Raw genomic sequence first — 21,670 nt, forward strand, 5'->3', positions numbered from 1 at the left:
CCGGTGGTGAGTGTCACGGCTGCGATTGTGTCGTATCTGGACTGTTGTTGTGTTCCGGGGCCGGCTGCCTCCCCGGCGCGGGGCCGGCGGGGCCGGCGGTCTTGGTCACGGACCACTGGGTGACCGGCAGCATCGGCCGCCAGCCGGTGAAACCGCCGACCGGCGCGGCGCGGGCCACCGCCAGCCGGACGAGGTCGCCGCCGTGGCTGGCGTGCCAGCCGGCCAGCACGGCCTCCGACTCGACGGTGACCGCGTTGGCCACCAGTCGGCCGCCCGGCGGGAGCGCGGCCCAGCAGCGCTCGAGCACACCGGCGGTCGTGAGCCCGCCGCCGACGAACACGGCGTCCGGTGTGGGCAGGCCGGCGAGCGCCGCGGGGGCAGGGGAGCCGACGACACGCAGGCCAGGGGCGCCCAGCGCGTCCGCGTTGCGCAGGATCCGCGCGACCCGGTCGGGCTGGGGCTCCACGGCGACCGCCCGGCACGCCGGATGCGTGCGCATCCACTCGATCGCGATGCTGCCGGAGCCCGCGCCCACGTCCCACAGGAGCTGGCCCGGGGCCGGGCCGAGCCTGGCGAGCGTGACCGCCCGCACCTCCCGCTTGGTGAGCTGGCCGTCGTGCTCGAACGCGCCGTCGGGCAGGCCGGCCGTCCGAGGCAGATGGTCGGCGTCGGGCCCGGGCACGCATTCCACGGCGACCAGGTTCAGGTCGGCCACCCCGTCGCCGCGCTTCCCGCTGTGCTGCCCGCCGCCGGGCTCGTCACTGCCGCACCAGGACGCGGCGGTGCCGGCGCGGGCGCGCTCGTCGTCCGCACCGAGGTTCTCCAGGACGGTGAACGGGCTGCCGCCGTAGCCGCGGCCCACCAGCAGGCCGGCGAGCGCCGCCGGGCCGTGGCCGTCCGCGCACAGCACGATCAGCCGGCGGCCGGGCTGCACGGCCGGGTGCACGGCGCTGAGCGGACGCCCGACCAGGCTCACCACGTCGACGGCGTCCATCGCCCAGCCGAGCCGGGCGCAGGCGAGCGACACCGAGGACGGATGGGGCAGCACCCGCACCCGCCGCGCGCCGAGCAGCCGCACCAGCGTCGTGCCCAGGCCGAAGAACATCGGGTCGCCGCTGGCCAGGCAGCACACGCGGGCGCCGGCGTGCTCGGCGAGCAGCCCCGGCAGCGCCGGCACCAACGGCGTGGGCCACTCGACCCGACGGCCCCCCACATCGGCGGGTACCAGCCCCAACTGCCGCCGGCTGCCCATCAGCACCTGCCCGGCCCGCAGCGCCTCCCGGGCCGCCTCGGTGAGCCCACCCCACCCGTCGGCCCCCACCCCCACCACGACCACCAGCAGCTGATCACCTGAACGCGCGGTCACTGGATATTTCGCTGCCTTCCTGACCGCCTCGGCCGATCGTTTCGCCGGATACCGCCGTCGCCCGGCACCCACGGCCGGCATCGGAGCTGATCATGCTAACTATCATGATAGTTAGCATGATGGTTGGTCAGGAGAGTGGATGCCTGACGCCGAGCTTGCGGAGATCATCGACGGCCTTCATGTTATCGCTGCGAATATCGGGGACGTGGAGCGGAGCGCGCTGGAACGAGTTGGCTTACGGGAACATTGTGAACCGTGAGTCCCTACGGTATCGGGAGGCGATGGCTCCACGAGCGGCTTCTCAACCGCTGTCGAGGATTTCTTGCATGACCTGTTCGAGTTCAGGGAGCTTCTCCTCAGGAACCTGCCAGACCAATCTGTCGTCCACTATGGCGCAATGGCGCTTAGTTAAGCGGCCCGAGCGAGGATGATCTTTGGTGATTGATCATGCTTGGTGCCGGTGTCTGTTGGGCTTTTGACTCGGTAGGCGTTGTGTCGGCCTCGTCTGATGGTGCGTGGGTACGTGCGGTGGAGGCGCACGGGGTTAAGCCGTTCGGTGATCTCTGTGAAGGTTTCCCGGAGCGCGTGCGTGTGGTCCTCAGGGGGAAAAATCCGCGTAACTAGTCAGGTAGTTTTTGATCTTGAGTTAGCTGATCGCGGGCATCCAGGGACGGCCCTCGGCAAGTTGGACGAGAGCGTCGAACAGGCTGATGCTGTGTTTGGTGGCGGTGGACAGGTAGCTGCGGATCGCGCAGAACTGGCGGGCGCCGGTGAGCGTGCGTAGGCAGCCGGATACCTTCTGCCGTAGTTTGATCATGCGGATGTCGCGTTCGGAGCCGTTGTTGTCCGCGGGAACCCGCCAGTCGCGGGTGAACCGAAGGTAGTCGGCTTCGCGGTCGACGAGCCGGCAGGCCAGGGCATGGCGGGCGGCCATGAGTTTCGTGCCGCGCGGCGAGGTCTGGCTGATCCCGATGTGAGCGGCGTGGCGCAGCTGCCGGGTCTGGGTGGCCGGTGCCTGCTCGTCGATGGTGACGCCGGTAGTGGCGGCGTCGACGGCGAGGCGGTGCAGGGCGACGAGCGCGTCGCCTGCCTGGGCGGCCCAGCACCAGGTTCCCGTCGGGGCCGCGTCGACGACGGCCTGTAGTTCGCGCAGCACGTGAGCGACGCACAGCTGGTGGGTGGCGCCGGTGTAGCTGTCGTAGGGGGCCCAGGCGTCGTGGACCACCACCCCACCGAAGGCGGGAAGCACCCCGAGGGCGTCGATCCCGCCGCTGCCGCGGGTGGCATGGCAGTCGATCAGCGTGTACTTGTCGGTGCGGGCGCAGTGCACCCAGTGCAGTTTCCCGGCGACCCGCAGCCCCGTCTCATCGGCCCCGATCACGTCGGCGGCGGCCAGCAGACCCCGGACGGTGTCACGGAAGCCGTCGAGTCCGGCGGCGGCACGGGCGGTCATCGCACCGACCGTGCCCGCCGAGATCGGGATCCCAACCAGCTCGGCCAGCGCGGTCGCGGTCCGCTCCTGCGACAGGAACTGACCGGAATACAGGTAGACCACCGCCGCGGCCACCCGCGGCCCGTACTGCACCGGCGCGTCCACCCCGGCCGGTGCCGCCGCCTTCGTCCGCGTCCCGCAGCCGCACTCCCGCTCGATGAGCTGATGTTCGACCACATGCGGACGTAGTTCGGGCAGGTCGAACACCTGCCGCCGTTCGGTCCGGGTCACAGGCCGGCCCGCAAGCCCCGCCCCGCACCCCGCACACGGCCCCGGCTCATGCCGCAGGCGCACATCAGGCTCAGCGAGCATCCGCAGCGTCGATCCCGGATGCCCGCCCTGCCCACCGGGCCTGCGGCCGGTCTTCTTCCGCAGCGACTTCGGTGGCGGTTTCGCCAGCCCGTCCGAACTCGGTGGCTTCGCCGAGTTCCGCGAGTTCTTCGCGACCTGAGCTTCCAGCTCGGCGATCCGCACCCGCGCCTGTTCCAACGCCGCAGCGGTCTCGACCAGCTGCGCCCGCAGACTCACCACCAGCGCCGCGAGCTCGTCATACGACGGCACCGGCGGCGACGCGGGCGGACCATCCGACACACCCGGACCCTACGGCCCGATCAACCACACAGCACCAACGACCCGGGCCTTCAGGCCATCGAGGAGTCCCAGCCAGCCGGGAAACCAAAAACAAACGATCTACCAGACCTGACCAGTTACGATCCGCTGTTTCCCTCTGATTTTCGGGTTGACGATGATAGAGAGGTAGGAGCTGTCGGGAAGGGACCGGATGACCGGTAGCGTGAGATCGGATTTGACTCGCCAGAGCAGGTCCGCGCCGGTGTCGAGCGCCTGCTGCCAGAGGTCGAAGCTGTAGAAGTAACGGTCGGCGGTGAGGAGCATCCCGGGTTCGCAGGCGTCGAGCAGGGTGGCGGCGAGAGCACGTTCGTCGCTGGCACGGGGACCGACCGCGGCGGAGACGATCGCGTGCGTGCCGCATTCGGCGAGCGCGACGACGTGGACCTGGGGCAGAGCGCTGGCCTTGTGTCCGTTGGTGGACCGCCCGAACCTGGCCACGTTCTCGGGGGTGTCTGCGGCGTCGAGGAAGAACCCGTCGATCGCCATCAGCCGCCGGGAACGCAGCCAAGTGCCCTTGGTACCCAGCCCCGCGACCGGCACAGCGACACGTTCGAACAGGACCTTCAGGGGGGCGGCACCGAGCCTGATCCGTGCCTGCGAGATCGCCCCGGTGGTCGGGACTTTCCAGTCACCCTGCCAGTTCCCCAGCCATCTCAACGCACCGGCGAGTTTACGCATGACTTCTTCGTAGTCATCGTCGAAGAACAGGCACATCGTCATGGTGAAGTACACCATGACCCGGGCTGGCAGCAGCCTGGTACGCCGTTCCTGCCGCTTCGTTTCCACCAGTACCTCTTCGACGAGGTCCCGGGGAACGATTCTGGCGAGCACACCGATCGAGATGCGGTCGGTCAGCCGGTCGTTGTCAACGGCTGGCAATTCAACTACCTGGCGAAGGCGCACCACATCTGGATTCTATCTGCCGACCGGCCGAAATCGCGGCATGAGCACTCCGCCGCCTACTGATCGACGTTGAGGAACGTGACTGGATGCCGTGTTCAGAAGTTGATCGATGCGGGATCGGGCGTTGGCGTGTCGGGATGGACGGACGCCCCTCCAGGCTAATTGAGCGGCATTGCACTATGGCGTAACCGTGGATGAGGATGTTCCGAAAGGCGACGATACGAGGTAGCTCGGGTATGGGGGCGGCCTTGGACAGTTGGTTCAGCGCCTCTTCGATGATCTCGAACTGGCGCTCGACGGCCGCGCGGAGCATTGCGTTCGACAAATAGTCCGCCAACGACTGTCCCTGCGCGAAACCGCGGGCAAGACCGGCCGCGTGCACCGCGTCCCACAGGTATTTTCGGGGGTCAGGCCGCATACAGGGACTGCCTGGTACGCATAACCTGGTCGCGGAAGTAGGGGTTGCGGATGTTCGTGACGCTGACGACGTCGACCGCGCGTCCCAGTAGCCGTTCCAGGCCTTCCTTCAGGTCGAAACAGCTGCCGAAATAGTCGAACCCCGCCTGTGCGTCATCGAACTCGACCAGTACGTTGACGTCGCTGGAGCCCACGTCGAACGAGTCCCCGACGGCGGACCCGAACACGTCGAGACGTCGAACCTCGAGTCGCTGACACAGGGTTTCGATCTCCGAACGCTTCGTCTCGATGACCGGATGCACTGTCCACCTCCCGGATGAGATTCTGCCCCGCGAGCGCGGATGTCGACCGGGCGAACCGGTCACGGCCTGGGCGCACTGCTGTAACCAAGGTCATTTTGCTCTTTTTATACCAGATGGTCCGATTTCCGATAAAGCCGTCCGGCCTCCGAGGCCGGCCCCTGAGCGCCGCCGTGAACATCGTGAACGGAACGTGCCGGTTCAGCGGTCGCCGGCGTATCCGGCGCGGTGCCGGCGCCGGATACTGGGATTGTGGGGCCAGAGCGGGACGCCGGTCAGGGGTTTTGCTGGATGGCGGTGGCGATCGTGCGGTGGCGGCGGAGCATGTCGTCGAGGCCGTGGTGGACGGGGGCGGCATCCTCCACCACGGTTGCGCCGGCGACGACGGTGTGCCGGGCGGCTACCGGGCCGCAGCGCAGCCACGCCTCCACCGGGTCGGACAGGGCGCCGGCGAAGGCGATCCCGTCCAGCGGCCAGACGACCAGGTCACCGACCGCGCCGACGGACAGCTCACCGAGCTCGCCGGCCCGGCCGAGGCAGGCCGCGCCACCGCGGGTGGCGATCTCCAACGCGTCCCGGGCGGACATCGCGGACGCCCCGCCGCGCAGCCGTCCGAGCAGCATCGCCGTGCGCGCCTCCAGCCACAGCGAGGCGGCGTCCGCGGACGACGAGCCGTCGCAGCCGAGCCCGACCGGCACGCCGGCGGCCCGCAGTTGCGCGACCGGCGCCAGCCCGCCGCCGAGGATCATGTTGCTGCTCGGGCAGTGGGCGACCCCGGTGCCCCAGGCCCCGAGCCGGGCCACCTCGGCGGCGTTCGGGTGGATGCAGTGGGCGACCCAGGCGCGGTCGCCACCCCAGCCCAGGTCCTGGAAGTGCTCGACCGGGCGCCGGCCGTAGGCCGCCAGGCAGTAGTCGTCCTCCTGCGGGTCCTCGGCGAGATGGGTGTGCAGCCGCACGTCCAGCTTCTCGGCGAGCTCTGCGGTGGCCCACATCAGCTCGGGGCTGACGGAGAACGGTGAGCAGGGTGCCAACGCGATCCGCACCATCGCGCCGTGGGCGGGGTCGTGGTGGGCGGCGACGAGGGCCGCCGAGTCCGCGAGGATGTCGTCGGGATCCTGCACGACGGAGTCCGGCGGCAGCCCGCCATCCTTCACCGACAGTGACATCGATCCGCGGGTCGGGTGGAAGCGCATCCCGAGTTCGCGGGCGGCGGCGATCTCGGCCGCGATCAGGTCCCCGCCGCCGCGCGGGTGGACGTACAGGTGGTCGGTGGTGGTCGTGCAGCCGCCCAGCGCGAGCTCGGTCAGGCCGACGTGGGCGGAGACGTACACCGCCTCCTCGTCCAGGCGCGCCCACAGCGGGTAGAGCGTGCGCAGCCAGGCGAACAGCGAACCGGACACCGACGGCGCATACGACCGGGTGAGGTTCTGGAAGATGTGATGGTGGGTGTTCACCAGGCCCGGGGTGACCAGGCAACCGGTCGCAGCCAGCGTGCGCCGGGCCGGCGGGGGCGGGTCACCGGCCGCCCCGACCGCGCTGACCAGGCCGTCGGTCACCGCCACCCAGCCGCCGGGCAGCTCCCGGCGGCGGTCGTCCATGGTCGCCACCAGTTCGGCACCGCGGACGAGCAGGTCGACCGGCTGCGGGACGGAGGCCGGGACAGGCGCGGTCATGGGCCGATTCTGCCGCGCCGACGCCGCCCGACGGTTTCACCGCGGCGTCGGCACGGTGTCGTCCGCCGTGGCACCGCCGCGACGGACGCGGGCAGCCCGCCATGGCAACCCGCCATGGCAACCCGCCATGACGGATGCGGGCCGTTCGCGGTGGCGGATGTGACTGTCATGTCGGGTATGGCCGCCGTGTGCGTCGTCCCGGGTGTCATGGATGCTCCGGGAGTGGGATGGGCCTGTGCGCCTCGCGGAACGCGCGGATCGGTCGGACGCGCGGGCCGGTGGGGAGCTGAAGTCGGGAGATGGGAGCGGGTTGGACGTTATAGAGATCGACGATCCGGCGGATGAGCGGGTCCGTGACTATGTGGGGTTGACCGACGTGGCTCTGCGGCGGCGGCGGGAGCCGGCCGAGGGCCTGTTCATCGCCGAGGGCGAGATGGTCATCGAACGGGCCCGGCGGGCTGGTTACCGTCCGCGATCGTTGCTGGTGGGGCCGGCGAAGGTCGCGACCGTCCCGGCCGATCTGGAGCCGGGCGTCCCGGTCTACCTCGCAGGCCCGGACGTGCTCGCCACGATCACCGGGTTCCAGGTGCACCGCGGGGCGCTCGCGTCGATGTGCCGCCGCCCGCCGGCCCCGGCGGCGGACGTGCTGGCCACGGCGCGGCGGGTACTGGTCTGCGAGGACATCGTCAGCCACACCAACCTGGGCGCGATCTTCCGCTCGGCGGCCGGGCTCGGGATGGACGCGGTCCTGCTCAGCCCGTCGTGCGCCGACCCGCTGTACCGGCGGTCGGTGCGGGTGTCGATGGGGGAGGTGTTCGCCGTCCCGTATGCCCGTCTCGACCCGTGGCCGGCGGCGTTGTCCCTGCTGGTGAAGCACGGTTTCATGCTGGTCGCGCTCACGCCGTCGGCCACCGCCGTGCCGCTGGACGAGCTCGCGGTGAGCTCGTACGACCGGCTGGCCCTGCTGCTCGGCTCGGAGGGCCCGGGGCTGACCCGGGACGCCCTGGGCGTGGCCACCGTCCGGGTGCGGATCCCGATGGCGCACGGCGTGGACTCCCTCAACGTCGCCGCCACCGCGGCGATCGCCTGCTACGTGCTGGGCCGCGCGGTCACCGGGCGCGCGGGCAGCGCGGTAACCGCGTGACCGGACCGCGTCCCTGGCGGCCGGCCGCGCGCTCCTCGGGAGCCTCGCGGTTGTCAGGTGGCGCGGGAACGGAACGCGCGGGCGCGGGATGTGCGAGAGGCGCGGGCGCGGGATGTGCGAGAGGCGCGGGCACGGGGTGCCCCGCAGCCAGCCCCGTGGTCACGGACGCTGCGCGTGTGGGTCGTGGCCGGGCAGGCCGGGGGTTTCGCCGGCGGCGGCGCGCCGGCGGTGGGCGAGGGCGGCGAACACCTCGAGGGCGATCCGGTGGGCGTTGTTGACGGTGCTGTCGGCATGGTCGTAGGGGGGTGCGACCTCCACGATGTCCGCGGCGACCAGCGGGGTGTCCAGGGCGATCCGCCGGACGGCGCGCAGCAGGTCCGCGGGGGTCATCCCGCCGGGTTCCGGCGTGCCGGTGCCGGGCGCGAAGCCGGGGTCGAGCACGTCGATGTCCACGGACAGGTACAGCGCCCGGCAGCCGTCCACGGCCCGGGCGATCGCGTCGGTGACGACCGCGGGTGAGCCGCGTTCCCAGACCTCGTCCATCAGGTGCCAGCGCATGTCCTGCTTGCGCATCCAGTCGAACACGTCTGGTGGGGGCCAGTAGCCGCGTAGCCCCACCTGGACGAAGTTGCGCCCGCGTACCGCCCCGGACTCGATCAGCCGGCGCATCGGCGTCCCGTGCGAGGCGAGGTTGCCGTCGACGATATCGGCGGTGTCGGCGTGCGCGTCGAAGTGCAGCAGGCCGAGCTCCCCCCAGCCGACCGCTTCGGCGACTCCGGACGCCGCCGGCCAGGTGATGGAGTGGTCACCGCCGATGATCACAGGGATGATCCCGAGGCCGGCCACGCCGCCGACCTTCGCGCGGATGTTGCGGTGCGACGCCTCGGTCTGCCCGATCGGGCAACGGGCGTCCCCGGCGTCCACCACGTCCAGCCAGTCGAAGATCTCGACGCCGAGGTCGAGATGGTAGGTGCCGGGCTCGTAGGCGAGCGCGCGCAGGGCCCGCGGGCCGAAGCGGGCACCCGGCCGGTGCGTGGTCCCGATGTCGAACGGCGCGCCGATCACCGCGACGTCCGGGCGGTGGGCCGCGAGATCGTCGAGCGTCGGCATCCACGGGCGGTGGCAGAACGTCGCCAGGCCCTCGTATCCGGGCGTGTCGTCCGCGGGAACCGGCGCCTGGGACGCCGACATCGGGGGAATCGGCCCGGTGTGGGGGTGGTCGTCCTGTTCCCGTACCCGGGCGCCGCCGGTGCCTGCGCCGTGCCGGGCGAGCGGGTCGATCGGACCTGTCATCGCTCCTCCTCGCCCAGGGGGTTTCTGTCAGTGATGTGACTCAAGGTATTTATAGTCTTACTAATTGTACGCCTGTTCTGTCGCGACGATGTTTTCGGACATTCTCCCCCAATGAGTGCCAAAGGACCTAGTCGGGGCAAAAGCCTATGTCGATCTCTCCGGTTCGGCGTGTCGTGCCAGGGTGGGGCTCCGGGCTGCCGCGGTCGTCGCGCGTCGCGGACCGTTCCGGGAGTACTCCGGCATCACTCCGAAGTTGCTTTGGAGCCACCTTTGAGGTCACCTTTGGGGTCACTCCGTGGTACGGATGTGGACGGCATCCTCCTCCGGCGCGCCTGCCGGCCTGGCCCCGTCGCGGCCGCGGGCGTGGCCCCCGACAGGCCCGTGTACGACAAGTTCGGCCGTTGTCACCGTCCGTACGCCCTCGTCGTCGGTGAGCAGGGTCGGCGCGTCGTCCGGCTCTCCGTCGCCGTCAAGGGCGGCCGGCCGCTCGACGGCGTCATCGGCCGAGGAGTACACGTCGGCCGAGGAGTACACGTCGAACTCCAGGACCTCACCGGACTCCAGCCGGGCCGCCTCGTCGTACGGATCCGGCTCGGGCTGTTCCTGGGCGAGCAGCGAGTCCAGCGACTCGCCGGCACGTTGTTCCTGGGCGGTCGTGCCGAAGCGTTCACCCGGGCCGAAGCGGTCCGGCGGATCCCAGCCGTCATCAAGCGGGTCGAAACCGCGGTCGGTCGAGCCCAAGCCGTCGCTGTCGAGGCTTTCGGACTGTTCAAGCGGGCTTCCGTGCGTGTGGACGTAGCCGCTGTCGGGATAGTCTTTGTCGGGATAGCCGCTGTCCAGATAGCCGTTGTCGGCGCTGTTGTCACCCTCCGGGATCGGCTGCGTCATCGCTGCATCCTCCTGACCGGATCAGAGCTCTCGGGGTCTCGCCGGCCGATCCCCGATCGCAAAGGACGGGCCATGGCGGCCGGTCTTGTCGGTCAAGGCCATTCCCCTGACGGCCTGGGGCTAACGTCCGCCAGCCGCCCCGCGGCCCATGTACGCCAGCCGCCCGCGGCCATGTCCACCGGCCGCCCCGCGGCCAATGTCCACCGCCGCCCCGCGCCAGCATCCACTGCCGTTTCGCGGCTGATATCCACTGCCGTCCCGCGGCCAGCGCCCACCGCTGGCCGGCGGAGCCCCGGTCGGCCGCGTCGTCGCCGGTTTCGCGTCGGTCGCCTGCGGGAAGCGCCGGACACACTACGGTCGGACGACGGACGGTGAGGCGGAGCCACCCTGTTTGCAACCCCACCGTCGATGGCGTATAGTGTTCATGTTCGTGTCTACTGTTGCGGACCGCATTCTTGAGCGGCTGGCAAAGGCTCCGGCCGGCCTGGATGATGGGCAGTTGGCGGAAGCGCTCCAGGCGCGCCGCCAGACCGTGAACCAGGTCTGTCGGCGTCTGTCGGACAAGGGCCGTCTGCACCGTGCACCGGGCCCGAACGGCCGCATCGTCAACCGCCTGCTGCCGCAGCACGACGCCTACCCCAAATCTGTCCCGGCGCAGCCGGACGACGCATCCGCCCCGGCACAGCCGGACGACCAGGCCCGGTCGGGCTCCCAGGAGAGTGAACCGGCCGCGTCCGGCTCCGGGCCCGACGAGCGTCCGGATGCCGGTCCGGTCGCGCTCACGGAACCGGCACCGCCGCGGGACGAGGAACCGGAGGACGCGGAACCGGAGGACGAGGAAGGGGAAGCCGTCCGGACGCCGATCTCCGTCAGCGACGGAGCCGCGCCTGCCGAGGAAGCCAGCCCGGTCGAGGCGGCCGAGCCAGCCACGGCGGTCACGGCACCGGTTGCCGAGGAACCCGCGTCCGCCGACACGCGGCCCGCCGTCGAGGAGGCCACGGCGGACGGGACGGCCACGGTCACTCCGGTCGCGCAGGTGGCTGAGGTCGTGGAGGCGGACCAGATCGTGGCGGATGCCGGCGCGTCCGCCGAGGCTCCCGAACCCGTCGCGGCCACCCCGCCCGTGGCCGCCGACGACCAGGAGCCATCCGAGGCCGTGCCGGCGTCCGTTCCGGAGACAACCGGTGGGAAAGACGCCGACGCCGACGCCGACGCATCCGGGAGCCGGGCGCCTGCCGCCGCGGCCCCTGCCGCCGCGGCCCCTGGCAGCGCGGCCCCTGGCAGCGCGGCATCCGGCGGCGAAGCCCCGGGCGACACGACCCCGGGCGACGCGGTGCCAGCTGCCGCGGCCGCCAGGGACGCCCCGGAGCCTGCCGAGGGTGGCCCGGACGAGACCGTGGGAGAGCGGGACACCCAGGTGCCGCAGCCGGTCCCTTCGGCCTCGCGCCGGCGATGGTGGCGCCGGTTTCTGTGACACGCCAGGGGCCGTTGATCCGGGGAGCCGGCCGGGTGGACGGCCCCGATGGTGACGGCGCGGATCCGCTGTCCGGGCACGCCGCCCGGATGGACGTTTCCCAACGTTGCGTCGACGGCCGGGAAACGCTGTGACCTCCTGTCGGCAGTACGACGCGCGGGGGCCCAGTTGGCGCAATAGCGTCTTGGGTAACCAACGATCCCGGGGAGAGCATGCCTATGCGAGCGAGGTTGCTCGTCATCATTGCCGCGCTGTCCGCGCTCGTGCTTTCGGCCTGCGGAAGCAGGGTGGACGAGTCGAGCGCACCGCCGAGCGGTCCCACTCAGGCCAACACCGGGGCCAACACGGCGTCGGATACCGGGGTGACCACGAACGACGTCAAAGTTGGTGTGATCGTCGGTCTGACCAGCCCGCTGGGGTCGGAGACCTTCTCCACCTCCCTGTACGGCGCGAAGGCCTACTTCGACGCGCTCAACGCCGCCGGCGGTGTGAACGGCCGCAAGGTCACGCTCGTTCAGTGTGATGACCACGGCAGCGGGCCCGACAACACAGCCTGTGCGCGCAAGCTCGTCGACGACGAGAAGGTCTTCGCGCTGGCCGGGGTGTCAGCGTTCGACTACGCCGGGGCACAGTACCTGAACTCCAAGGGTGTGCCGGATGTCGGTGGCCAGCCGACCAGCAGCGCCTACGACCAGTACCCGCACCTGTATTCGATCTACGGTAGTTACTATCCGCGTGACGGCAGGCAGCCCGGCTACGACGGGAACCTCTACGCCGGCACCGAGAACTACCGGTGGCTCAAGGAGAACCTGAGCACCAGGGTCGCGGGCGTGGTCTATTACAACGTCGCGCCGTCCCAGCGTTACGCGCAGTCGGTTGCCGACGGCCTGCGCAGGGAGGGCTACACGGTCGTCGAAAAAGAGATCAATTACTTTGCCCCGAACTTCGACGCGGCCGTGCTGGACCTGAAGGCCCGCGGGGTCGATGTGATCTTCGATGCGATGGAGGACAACGGCAACCTGGCCCTGTGCAAGTCGATGCAGGCCCAGGGGCTGACGGTCAAGGCGAAGATGACCACGTCGCAGGGGTGGACCGACACCTTCGGCCAGGCCTTCGCGGACACCCCCAACTGCCGTGACGCCACCTACGCGACCAGTTCGACCCGCAACTACAACGACACGAACTACCCGGCGGTGGCCAGGTTCCGGGCGGACATGGCGAAATACCAGCCCGCGCGCGAGGGCAAACTGAGTATCTGGACCCTCGAGGGCTACGCGTCCGCCCAGTGGCTCACCGACGCGATCAGGTCGTGCGGCGCGAACGTCACCCGGGTGTGCGTCGAACAGTTCCTGAACCGCCCGCAGGATTACGACGGTGATGGTCTTCTCACTCCACGCAATTTCACCAAGCTCGCGACCCCCCCGGAGACCGACCGGAACTGCATCAACGTCGCCCGCTGGGAGATCTCGGCGAACGGCGGCAAGGGGGGTTGGGTGACCCAGGTCAGGGACATGAACACCAACTGCTTCACCGTCCCGAACCTGCCCTACCCGGCCGAGTGAGAACCCGGGAAAGACCTGTGTGAGCCCTGTGCCCGGCCCTGGTGAGCGTGACCGCCGGGGCCGGGAGAGGGGCTCAGACCGGCTCGGCGGAGACGGCCGGGTGCAGCTCCGCGGGATCCCCGACGAACGAGCACTCGCCCCGGTGCAGGACGTAGACGATGTCGGCGAGGCCGAGGGCGTCGTTGGTGTACTGGTCGGCGAGAACCACCGTCGTCCCGCCGAGCGCGACCGTCGCCAGCCAGGTGAACAGCTCACCGGCGACCTTGGGTGACAGGCCGAGGGAGAGCTCGTCGACCAGCAGCACCCTGGGCCGGGCCAGCAGAGCACGGGCCAGGGCGAGCATGCGCCGTTCGCCGCCGGAGAGCGTCCCGGCCCGTTGGCCGAGCCGCTCGCGCAGCCGGGGGAAGGCCTCCAGCGCCGGGGAGATGTCCCGTTGCCCGATCGCCTCCACCACCACCTGCAGGTTCTCCCGCACGGTGAGGGTGGCGAACACCGCGCGTTCGTCCGGGACGAACATCAGGCCCGAGCGGGCCCGCTCCAGGGCCGACATTCTGGTGATCGTCCTGCCCTGCCAGGTCAGGGAGCCCGACCGCAGCGGTAACACGCCGGCGAGTACCCGCAACGTGGTGCTCTTGCCCGCGCCGTTGACCCCGAGCAGCGCGGTGACCTTCCCCGCGGGGACCGCCAGGTCGAGCCCGTGCAGGACCTCGATGGTCCCGTAACCGGCGCGTGCGCCGGTCAGTGCCAGTTCAACGCTCATGCCAGCGGCCCCTGCGCGAGATAGACAGCCCGTACGGTCGGATCCTCGCGGACGGCAGCCGGTGTCCCCTCGGCGACGATACGCCCGCCCACCATCGCGTACACCTGGTCGGTGACGGAGAAGACCAGTTCGACGTCGTGATCCACCAGCAGGATGCCGACCCCCTCACCGGCGACCCGCCGCAGCAGCCCGGAGAGCCGTTCGGTCTCCTGCCCGTCCAGCCCGCTGGCCGGCTCGTCGAGCAGCAGGACGTCGGGCCGGGTGCACAGGGCACGCGCGAGCTCGACCAGGCGCAGCGCCCCGGTCGGCAGCGTTCCCGTGGTCGTGTCGGCGATGCCGGTGAGGTTGAGGGACTCCAGGGTGCGGGTCATCACCCGCCGGGTGCGGCTACTGCCGTGTGGCGTGTGCCCCAGCAGCCCGCCGATGTAGTCGCGATGCCTGTTCTCGGCGCCCACCAGCAGGTTGTCCATGACCGTCATGCTGGTGAACAGCGACGGCACCTGGAAGGTCTGGACGAGCCCGTGGCGGGCGCGGACGTCCGGGTGCATCCGGGTGATGTTGCGGCCGCCGAGGAAGACCTTGCCGCTGTCGGGCTTTTCCACCCCGGTGAGCAGGCTGAACAGCGTCGACTTGCCGGCCCCGTTCGGCCCGATCAGCCCGGTGACCTTGCCGGGCGCGACGGTGATGTCGACGTTGTCGACCGCAGTGAGCCCCCCATAGCGGCGCACCAGTCCGCGGCCGGTGAGCTCCGCGCGGCTCACTGCGTCCCCCCGCTCACTGCGTCCCCCCGCTCACGGTGTCCCTCCCGGAGGTGTGTACGACCTGCCGTACCCGGACGAGCAGCGCCTCCCCGAAGGGCGTCAGGACGGGGGATCCGCCGTCACCGGCCGGCTGCCGGTATGCCGCGGGCGAGACGGACGCTGCCGAGGCGGGGAGGACGAGCCTGCCGGACGCGGCGATGCTGGCGGCGGCGGCTGCCGAGGCGGACGTCGCGGCAGCCGCCCGTGCGGCGCCCGCGCCCGTCCCCGCGAGCCCGGCCCGGCCCGGTTCGGTAAGGTCCTCGACGATCCGGTGACCGAGGCGTGTCACCAGATGGCGGACGGCGGAGGCGAGACCGCCGGGCAGCCAGCCCAGGCTCAGCGCCAGGATGCCCACGGCCAGGGTGGCCGAGCCGGCCGGCGCGAGGGTGTCGATGGTGACGATGAAGCCGGCCGCGACCACCGCGCCCGCGGCGCTGTCGGCGCCGAACACGACGACCGCGGTGAACCAGAGCAGGCTGTTCAGCGGGGAGAAGGCGTCCGCGTCGAACGAGGCGTAGCTGAGCATCAGCAGGGCGCCGCCCAGCCCGGCCACGGCGGCGGAGACGGTGAAGGACAGCAGCTTGAGGTTGCGCACGTCCACGCCCACCGCAGCCGCGCCCTCCGGGTGGTCACGCACGGCCAGCAGCGCCCGGCCGAGACGTCCTTCGTGCAGGTTGCGCACGACGAGCAGGCCGAGCCCCAGACAGAGCAGCTCCACCACGTAGAACCAGCGGTCGGACAGCGTGTGCCCGGCGACGGACAGCGGCGCGACGTGCAGTCCCGAGACGAACGTCTGCTGCTGGAAGACGAAGCGGGACATCACCGCCCCGACCGCGAACGTGGTGAGGGCGAGCGCCAGCCCGCGCCGCCGGATGGCGGGGTACCCGGTGAGCAGGCCCACCGGGGCGACCAGCAGCGCGCCGACCAGCGGGGCGGCAAGGGCCGGCAGCGCGGGCAGCCCGAACAGGTCGCCGTCGGCGAGCTTGGCGGACAGCAGCGCGCCGAGTCCGGCGTAGCCGGCGACGCCAAGGGAGATCTGCCCGCTGTAACCGGTGACGATCACCAGGGACAGGAAGATCAGGGCGAGCGCCGGCACGATGAACGCGTCGCGCAGGTTGATGGGCGCGAAGGTGAGCGGGGCCGCCAGCAGCACGGCGCCGGCGAGTTTGCCGAGGACGTCCCGGCGCTGCTCGGTGAGGCTCGCCCGGTACGTCTGCGGCGCGCCGCGGCTGGAGAACCGGCCGGTGGAGCCCGCGTCCCCACCGAGCTCGCGCAGCCGGGGGAGGACCAGCAGCAGCACCAGCAGCGCGGCCACGAACAGGTTGGACTGCACGGCCAGATACAGGGCGCTGAACTCGCCCGTCACCTGGAACTGGCTCAGCTCGCTCTGCAGGATGCCGATGGCCAGGGCGGTGAGCACCGCGCCCGGCAGGCTGGCCAGCCGGGCGGCCACGACCACCGCGAACGTCTCCAGTACCAGCAGGGTGAGCCCGTACGGGGTGAGCTGCAGGCGGGGCGCGAGCAGGATGCCGGTGAAGCCTGCGAGGGTGGTGCCGACGGCCCAGCCGGCCGCGGCCACCCTGTCGGCCGGGATGGCGGACAGCTCGGCGAGCCGGCGGTCGTCGACGACGGCCCGGACCTGCCGGCCGAAACGGGTACGGGTCGTGATCAGGCCGAGGGTCACGCACACGGCGACGACCAGAGCCAGCTCGGCGAGCGCGTCGACACCGATGCGGCTGCCCCCGGGCAGCCCGACCGTCTGCTCCGGGAACAGGCTCGGCGCGTCGTTACGGGACCCCAGACCCCAGATCCCGGCTGTCATCCCGACGGTGAGCACGAGCACGCCAAGGCTCGCCACCAGCGACTCGGCCGCGGACGCGCGCCGGCGGGCCAGCGGGCGGAAGACGAACCGTTCGAGCACGATGCCGATCAGCGGTGAGACGACCGCGAGGGAGAGCAGCGCCGCGACCGGGACCGGCAGCTGCCAGTCGACGACCATCGCGCGGAAGACGTAGGCCACCAGGGCAGCGATGCCACCCTGGGCGATGTTGAGGACACCGTTGGTCCGGTAGGTCACCAGCAGGCCGATACCGGAGAGCGCGGCGATCGCTCCGATGGAGACCCCGGCGAATGCCAGATCGATGCTTCTCATCCGGCCCACCCCCAGGGCGCGGCAGCGGCACGGTCATGCTGTTTCCGGCCCGCCGCCGGCCCGGGGAGCACAGCAGGTCCGCGCCCGACGCGGCAGGCTCGTCTCACGCGGCGATCTTTGGTTCGCAGATCGTGCAGGGTGTCAGGCCGCGGGCGGCGATCTGGGCGGAGTCCACCGGCTGCGCCGGCTTGCTGGCGATCATTTCGCAGCTGCGGCGGTGGTAGGTCCGGCCGGCGGGCACGGCGAACAGGCCGCCGTCGTTCTGGCCGCCGGCCGCCTGATCCGCCACCGTCGTGACGGCGGGCGCCGGCACTGAGGCCGCGGCGACGATCAGCGTGTGCAGCTCCTCGACCTGGCGGTCGAGCCGTCCCCGTCCCTTGGCGGCGGCGTCGATCTGGTCGGCTACCAGCAGCGCGCTGCCGAGGAAGACGAGCGCGAGTCCGCCGAGCCCACCGGAGACGAAGTAGGGGAGCTGACGGCCGGGGTCGGTCTCCGCGGACACACCGAGATAACAGCCGAACAGCAGAACACCGCCGGTGACCGCTATGAGCCAGCCGCGTACAGCACGTAGTATGCCGACGACTACTCGAGGTGTCGGCCGGGGGTGCTGACCACCCGCAGGCTGTGTGTCCACCCTGTGTCTCTCCCCCAAAGGCGCTGCGGCTGTGGCGACTGCCCGACAGACGTCAGCTGCGGCGACTGCCCGACAGGTGTCGGCTGTGGCGACCGCCCGACAGATGTCGGTTCCGGCGCGGGCGACCTGCCCCGATCAGCGTAGGTCAGCTTAGTGCCCAGCATGAATGCCTGCTGCGTCGACTGTGCCGAGGGTGCCTGCGATGGCTGGCTGCTGGTTCGTGGTGCGTGTGGTTCGTGTGGCTCGTGATGCGTGGCCGCCTTGTGCGGGCCCTCGTGCGGGCATCCGCACCCGGGCGTGGGGCCTTTCGCCGGTCAGATGGATGGTTGGTGGATGACGTCACGGGGCCGCCCATCCGGATGACCGGGTGTCACCGCGGTGATGTCCGGGTACGGATGAACGGAGTCAGACAGGTCGTCGTTGCTGAGGCGGGGCAAGTGTGAGCATGGCAGGACTTCTCATGGTACATCCGTGAATGCTACCGATGTCGTCAATGTCATAGTCCTGCCCGATCTGTTGCCAATGGGTGAACTCGCAGCGTTCCGCCCACAGCCGCCGGCCGACCCGGTTGCGGCGGTCCTCGACCTCCAGCGGCCCGAGCACCCCGCCCAGCGCCGCCTGCAGGTGGGCCCAGTCGTGCGCGGCGTCCCAGGTCGCGAACGATCCCAGATGCTCCCCGTCGTAGTCGTAGACATGATATGGACGACCCACGGGCGTCTCCTTCACTGATCTGGATGCCTCCGGGCGCGCCGAAGGCCGTGTTCCCGTATTTTTCGTGTCCCCGTGTTTTTCGTGTGCGCATCCAGGCCCGCGAGGTTACGTTATGTCCAGGTTCGAGAGAACCATCGGTCTCGTCCAAGGACGACGGGTCATAGCCGCAAGGACGACGGGTCTGTGGCCGGCGCCGGACGTTGGTGGCCAGCGGACTGTGTCGCTCGAGCTTCGACACGAAGCCGCGACGTTGAAGCTCCGAACCGGGCGCTGGAGGGGCCGCCATGGCCCTACCGCAGGTCCATGATGCCCGTCCATGGTGCCGTGGGACCCCGGAACGCGGCAACCCGCCCCACGAGTCGCTGTAAGTAGCGATGTAATGATGTATTTGTCACCATGGGTCCGTCCGGCTGAGTCCGGCTGAGGCAGGGATGCCGAGGGGCCGGAGCCGGGGGGTCGGCGGATTCCTGGGGGCCGGGGACACCGGTGGGCCGGGAGATGCCGGGCGAAGCCGCCGGACGCGCGGTCACCTGGACGTGGCGGTGGTGGACGCCCGTGAGGTCGCCGCGTCCCAGGCGTCGGCGACGATCCGGTCGATCGTCGAGCGGCTGCCCTGCCAGCCCAGCTCCGCCCGGATGCGCCGGCTGTCCGCCACGAGCACGGGCGGCTCCGCCGCCGGCGGGCGGTGCACCCGTTGTACGGCGCGGCCGGTGACCCGTTCCACCGCGTCGAGGACGTCGATGACGCTGACCCCGAGGCCGGTACCGACGTTGAAGATCCTGCTGTGGCCGGGCCGGACGGCGTCCAGGGCCGCGAGGTACGCCTCGGCCATGTCGGCCACGTGTACGTACTCGCGGATCACCGCCCCGTCCCCGTTGACGCCGAAGGACTCGCAGCGCCCGGCGGCCACCGCCAGCGCCGCCGGGATGATCCGGCTCTGGTCGTTGTCGGCGTGCCGGCCCGCGGCGCCCGCGACGTTGAAGGAGCGCAGCACCACCGCGCCGATCCCGCCGGTCGCGGCCTGGTGGACGACGAGCTGCTCGGCGGCGAGCTTGGAGGCCCCGTAGGGGTGGGTCGGCGCCGGGGGCGTGCTCTCCGGGATGGGCTGGATCTCCGGCGTTCCGTAGACGGCGCAGGTCGACCCCAGGACGACGACCGGCGCGGTCCCGGCGGCCTTGGTACCGCGTTCGAGCAGCCGCAGCAGGTTCGCGGTGCCCGTCACGTTCACCGCGAAGTACCGCAGCGGGTCATACCGGGACTCGCGTACCCGGGTCAGGGCGGCGAGATGGCAGACCGCGTCGAAGCCGCGGTCGAGCCGGGCGAGCTCGAGCTCGTGGAAGTCCACCAGGTCGGCGGCGACGACCTCCACTCCCGGCGCGAACGGCGGGCACGACCGTCCGGAGCGGACGAGCGAGGTCACCTGGTGTCCGGCCGCGGCGAGGGTGTCGGTGACAGCCCCACCGACGAAACCGGCCGCACCGGTGACAAGAACACGCACGATGTCGACGAGGCCTCAGGACGCGGCCCGCATGCGCAACCCGGGCAGCAGCGTCCCGCGATGGCGCCATGCGAGCTCCAGACAGGCCGCGGCCGAGGGCGCGAGCGGTTCGTGCTCGATCAGCCGGCGGACAGTCGCGTGGGTGAACGGGATACCCTCCGACGCCTGCCGGTGCGGACCGGTGGTGACCACGGATCCCTCGGCGTTGACCGGGACCATCCCGCTGAACAGTGAGTCGAAGACGTCGGCGTCCACGACCACGACCGTGAGGATCTCGCCGAAGAGCGTGAGCGCGTCGACGCCCATGCCGAAGCACCAGGCGCGGACACAGCCGGAGTGCCGGGCCCGCTGCAGGGAGCGGAACGGCTCGTCGCCGTCGTAGTCGATCAGACAGGAGCTGGTGCCGTCGTGTTCGGCGTTGCCGAGCAGCTCCTCGCTCAGCTCCCGCATGATGTTGCGCCAGAGGTCGAAGTCCGTCTCGTGGTGGCCCGGGGAGATCCCGGACGGCTGGAACACCCCCGCCGGCAGCACGTGGTAGACGCCGCCGGCGGTCGCCACCGAGCCGGCGCTGCGGCGGTGCAGCATGAAGCTCGCCCGGCTCTGGTCGTGCCGGATGGTCAGGGTGTTGATGGACGGCAGGACGACCCGCTGGCACAGGTCGAACGGGTCGCCGATCCGGCGCCGGAACGGCAGCGCCGGCCAGGACAGCCCGCCGCCGAGCATGGCCGCGGCCGTTTCGTGGGCGACCGACTCGCACACGTCGAGGGCGTCGAAGTAGGTGGTGTGGCCGAAGGACAGCCGCGGCCCGCGCTGCCCGGCGCGGATGGCCTCGAGCATGCGGAAGCTCAGGCGGTTCTCGAAGAGCGTGGGCCGGTCGAGGTCACGCATGGCCCGGGTGTACGTCCCGAAGGCAGCCCCGCCGTCGGTCAGCGGGCGCAGGTGCTCGGTGTCGGCGCCCGCTCCCGACACCGTCGGCGCGGGGAGCGTGTCGGACCACGCCAGTTCGATGTCGGCGAGGTCGACCGGCTCGTTCCACATCCAGTTGGGCCGGACCAGCAGGCCGTTGCCGAGCCGGTAGGGCTGCGGGTACAGGCCGGCCGCGGCCCGGGCCAGGCTGATCCGGTGGTGGTTGAGGTAGTCGCGCGTCAGCCGCCAGGTGCGCTGACTGGCCGCGATCCGTTCGTCCAGCGGGTCGGCGGGGTCGGCGTCCCGGCGGCTTTCGATCAGGGAGCCCGCGGCCAGGCCCACATCCTCCGGGGACAACGACAGCCGGCGGGCGATGTGACGCAGTGTGGAGATGTCATGAATGGCCCGCCGGCCGCTTTCGACCTTGGAGACATAGGACTGGTCGAAGCCGAGCCGTTCGGCGAGTTGCTGCTGGGTGAGCCCGAACGTCTGCCGGTAGGAGCGGAGAAGGAGTCCCACGCCGGTCGATCGCGTCGTCTGGTGCGGCGGCGTCCACAGCCATGGTTGACCAGTCACCCGCGGTCCTTTCATCCGGCTTCGGGGTTACTGGAAGTGAGCATAACTAGTCGGTCGATCGACCGCGCATAGCCACAAAATGGTCGCTTCCGGTACAGCGAAAATGTTGCTTGCGGTGAAGTGAATCACACGTTCCGCTGACAATCTAATGAGCGCACCCGAGCGGGACGAGCGTGTGTCGCGGGCCGGACGGCTGTCGATTCTTCAGCTGTTCGAGAGCTGTTCGAGGTTCCCGGTTGTGTGGATCACCGGTTCACGACGCCGTCGGCGAGATCGAAAAAGATCACGACGACGATCGGCGCGATGATCCAGCGGAGAAGGCCCAGCCGACCCCAGATCTCCCGCACGACACCGCCGCCGACGCGGCGGCCCCACACCAGCAGCGCGAACAGGGCGCCACCGACGACGACGAGAAATATGCCTGCGTTACTGGCGTCGGGATGCACACCGACGATCATCGCAGATGATCCCGGGAGGGACGGTGGCGTCATT

General features: G+C 70.7%; 18 protein-coding genes and 1 pseudogene. 3 read left to right on the forward strand and 16 right to left on the reverse strand.

The features are described 5' to 3' along the window. Window positions 1-13 precede the first annotated feature (13 nt). The 6 genes and pseudogenes from FSYMDG_RS05930 to FSYMDG_RS05950 form a co-directional block, all read right to left on the reverse strand. Window positions 14-1,447, reverse strand: a complete 1,434-nt coding sequence (locus FSYMDG_RS05930) for a bifunctional cobalt-precorrin-7 (C(5))-methyltransferase/cobalt-precorrin-6B (C(15))-methyltransferase (RefSeq protein ID WP_013872681.1) — start codon at window positions 1,445-1,447, stop codon at window positions 14-16. 565 nt (window positions 1,448-2,012) lie between these two features. Further along, a complete protein-coding gene (gene tnpC, locus FSYMDG_RS05935; protein WP_013872683.1) occupies window positions 2,013-3,449 on the reverse strand; it encodes an IS66 family transposase in 1,437 nt (478 codons plus the stop codon). 138 nt (window positions 3,450-3,587) lie between these two features. Then, window positions 3,588-4,394: pseudogene (locus tag FSYMDG_RS05940) on the reverse strand (IS4 family transposase); the annotation flags it as partial. Further along, complete coding sequence (locus FSYMDG_RS27975) at window positions 4,369-4,809, reverse strand: HepT-like ribonuclease domain-containing protein (RefSeq protein WP_013872685.1); 441 nt, start codon at window positions 4,807-4,809, stop codon at window positions 4,369-4,371. The pseudogene FSYMDG_RS05940 and the gene FSYMDG_RS27975, both read right to left, overlap by 26 nt. Continuing rightward, the gene (locus FSYMDG_RS05945; protein ID WP_013872686.1) at window positions 4,799-5,110 is read right to left on the reverse strand and encodes a nucleotidyltransferase family protein; all 312 of its coding nucleotides are present in this window, start codon (window positions 5,108-5,110) and stop codon (window positions 4,799-4,801) included. The genes FSYMDG_RS27975 and FSYMDG_RS05945 overlap by 11 nt, the downstream gene beginning before the upstream one ends. 272 nt (window positions 5,111-5,382) lie before the next feature. Next, complete coding sequence (locus FSYMDG_RS05950; protein ID WP_013872687.1) at window positions 5,383-6,780, reverse strand: 8-oxoguanine deaminase; 1,398 nt, start codon at window positions 6,778-6,780, stop codon at window positions 5,383-5,385. A 310-nt stretch (window positions 6,781-7,090) separates the two neighbouring features. On the opposite strand from FSYMDG_RS05950, the gene FSYMDG_RS05955 reads away from it, so the two are divergent. Beyond that, a complete protein-coding gene (locus tag FSYMDG_RS05955) occupies window positions 7,091-7,924 on the forward strand; it encodes a TrmH family RNA methyltransferase (protein ID WP_043605088.1) in 834 nt (277 codons plus the stop codon). A gap of 159 nt (window positions 7,925-8,083) precedes the next feature. Here FSYMDG_RS05955 and speB read toward each other — a convergent pair whose 3' ends face one another. Both speB and FSYMDG_RS25210 read right to left on the reverse strand, forming a co-directional pair. Next, entirely contained in the window at window positions 8,084-9,217 is a 1,134-nt protein-coding gene (gene speB / locus FSYMDG_RS05960; protein WP_013872689.1) for an agmatinase, read from the reverse strand. 288 nt (window positions 9,218-9,505) lie between these two features. Next, entirely contained in the window at window positions 9,506-10,105 is a 600-nt protein-coding gene (locus FSYMDG_RS25210; RefSeq protein ID WP_013872690.1) for a hypothetical protein, read from the reverse strand. 430 nt (window positions 10,106-10,535) lie between these two features. Between FSYMDG_RS25210 and FSYMDG_RS05970 the strand changes: the two genes are divergently transcribed. Together FSYMDG_RS05970 and FSYMDG_RS05975 are read left to right on the forward strand one after the other, a co-directional pair. Further along, window positions 10,536-11,579 (forward strand): hypothetical protein, encoded by a 1,044-nt coding sequence (locus FSYMDG_RS05970; RefSeq protein WP_131773872.1) that lies wholly within the window; start codon window positions 10,536-10,538, stop codon window positions 11,577-11,579. A gap of 218 nt (window positions 11,580-11,797) precedes the next feature. Continuing rightward, window positions 11,798-13,141 carry an ABC transporter substrate-binding protein gene (locus FSYMDG_RS05975; RefSeq protein WP_013872692.1) on the forward strand — a complete coding sequence of 448 codons (1,344 nt, stop codon included), beginning with the start codon at window positions 11,798-11,800 and terminating at the stop codon, window positions 13,139-13,141. A 73-nt stretch (window positions 13,142-13,214) separates the two neighbouring features. Here the strand turns inward: FSYMDG_RS05975 and FSYMDG_RS05980 are convergent, their stop codons facing one another. The 8 genes from FSYMDG_RS05980 to FSYMDG_RS06015 all read right to left on the reverse strand — a co-directional run bounded on the left by FSYMDG_RS05980 (window position 13,215) and on the right by FSYMDG_RS06015 (window position 21,636). After that, window positions 13,215-13,901, reverse strand: a complete 687-nt coding sequence (locus FSYMDG_RS05980) for an ABC transporter ATP-binding protein (protein ID WP_013872693.1) — start codon at window positions 13,899-13,901, stop codon at window positions 13,215-13,217. Continuing rightward, entirely contained in the window at window positions 13,898-14,662 is a 765-nt protein-coding gene (locus FSYMDG_RS05985) for an ABC transporter ATP-binding protein (protein WP_013872694.1), read from the reverse strand. Before FSYMDG_RS05985 ends, FSYMDG_RS05980 begins: the two co-directional genes overlap by 4 nt. A gap of 13 nt (window positions 14,663-14,675) precedes the next feature. Next, window positions 14,676-16,853, reverse strand: a complete 2,178-nt coding sequence (locus tag FSYMDG_RS05990; protein WP_013872695.1) for an ABC transporter permease — start codon at window positions 16,851-16,853, stop codon at window positions 14,676-14,678. A gap of 103 nt (window positions 16,854-16,956) precedes the next feature. Beyond that, window positions 16,957-17,487 carry a hypothetical protein gene (locus tag FSYMDG_RS05995; protein ID WP_013872696.1) on the reverse strand — a complete coding sequence of 177 codons (531 nt, stop codon included), beginning with the start codon at window positions 17,485-17,487 and terminating at the stop codon, window positions 16,957-16,959. A gap of 405 nt (window positions 17,488-17,892) precedes the next feature. Beyond that, window positions 17,893-18,198, reverse strand: a complete 306-nt coding sequence (locus FSYMDG_RS27980) for a hypothetical protein (protein ID WP_013872697.1) — start codon at window positions 18,196-18,198, stop codon at window positions 17,893-17,895. Between the two features lie 526 nt (window positions 18,199-18,724). Beyond that, complete coding sequence (locus FSYMDG_RS06005) at window positions 18,725-19,696, reverse strand: NAD-dependent epimerase/dehydratase family protein (protein ID WP_013872698.1); 972 nt, start codon at window positions 19,694-19,696, stop codon at window positions 18,725-18,727. Window positions 19,697-19,711: 15 nt separating this feature from the next. Then, window positions 19,712-21,178 (reverse strand): helix-turn-helix domain-containing protein, encoded by a 1,467-nt coding sequence (locus FSYMDG_RS06010; RefSeq protein ID WP_013872699.1) that lies wholly within the window; start codon window positions 21,176-21,178, stop codon window positions 19,712-19,714. Between the two features lie 245 nt (window positions 21,179-21,423). Continuing rightward, complete coding sequence (locus FSYMDG_RS06015; RefSeq protein ID WP_013872700.1) at window positions 21,424-21,636, reverse strand: hypothetical protein; 213 nt, start codon at window positions 21,634-21,636, stop codon at window positions 21,424-21,426. Between the last annotated feature and the right edge of the window lie 34 nt (window positions 21,637-21,670).

Origin of the sequence: Candidatus Protofrankia datiscae (genome assembly GCF_000177615.2) — a bacterium.
In the GTDB taxonomy this organism is placed as follows: Bacteria; Actinomycetota; Actinomycetes; order Frankiales; family Frankiaceae; genus Protofrankia; species Protofrankia coriariae.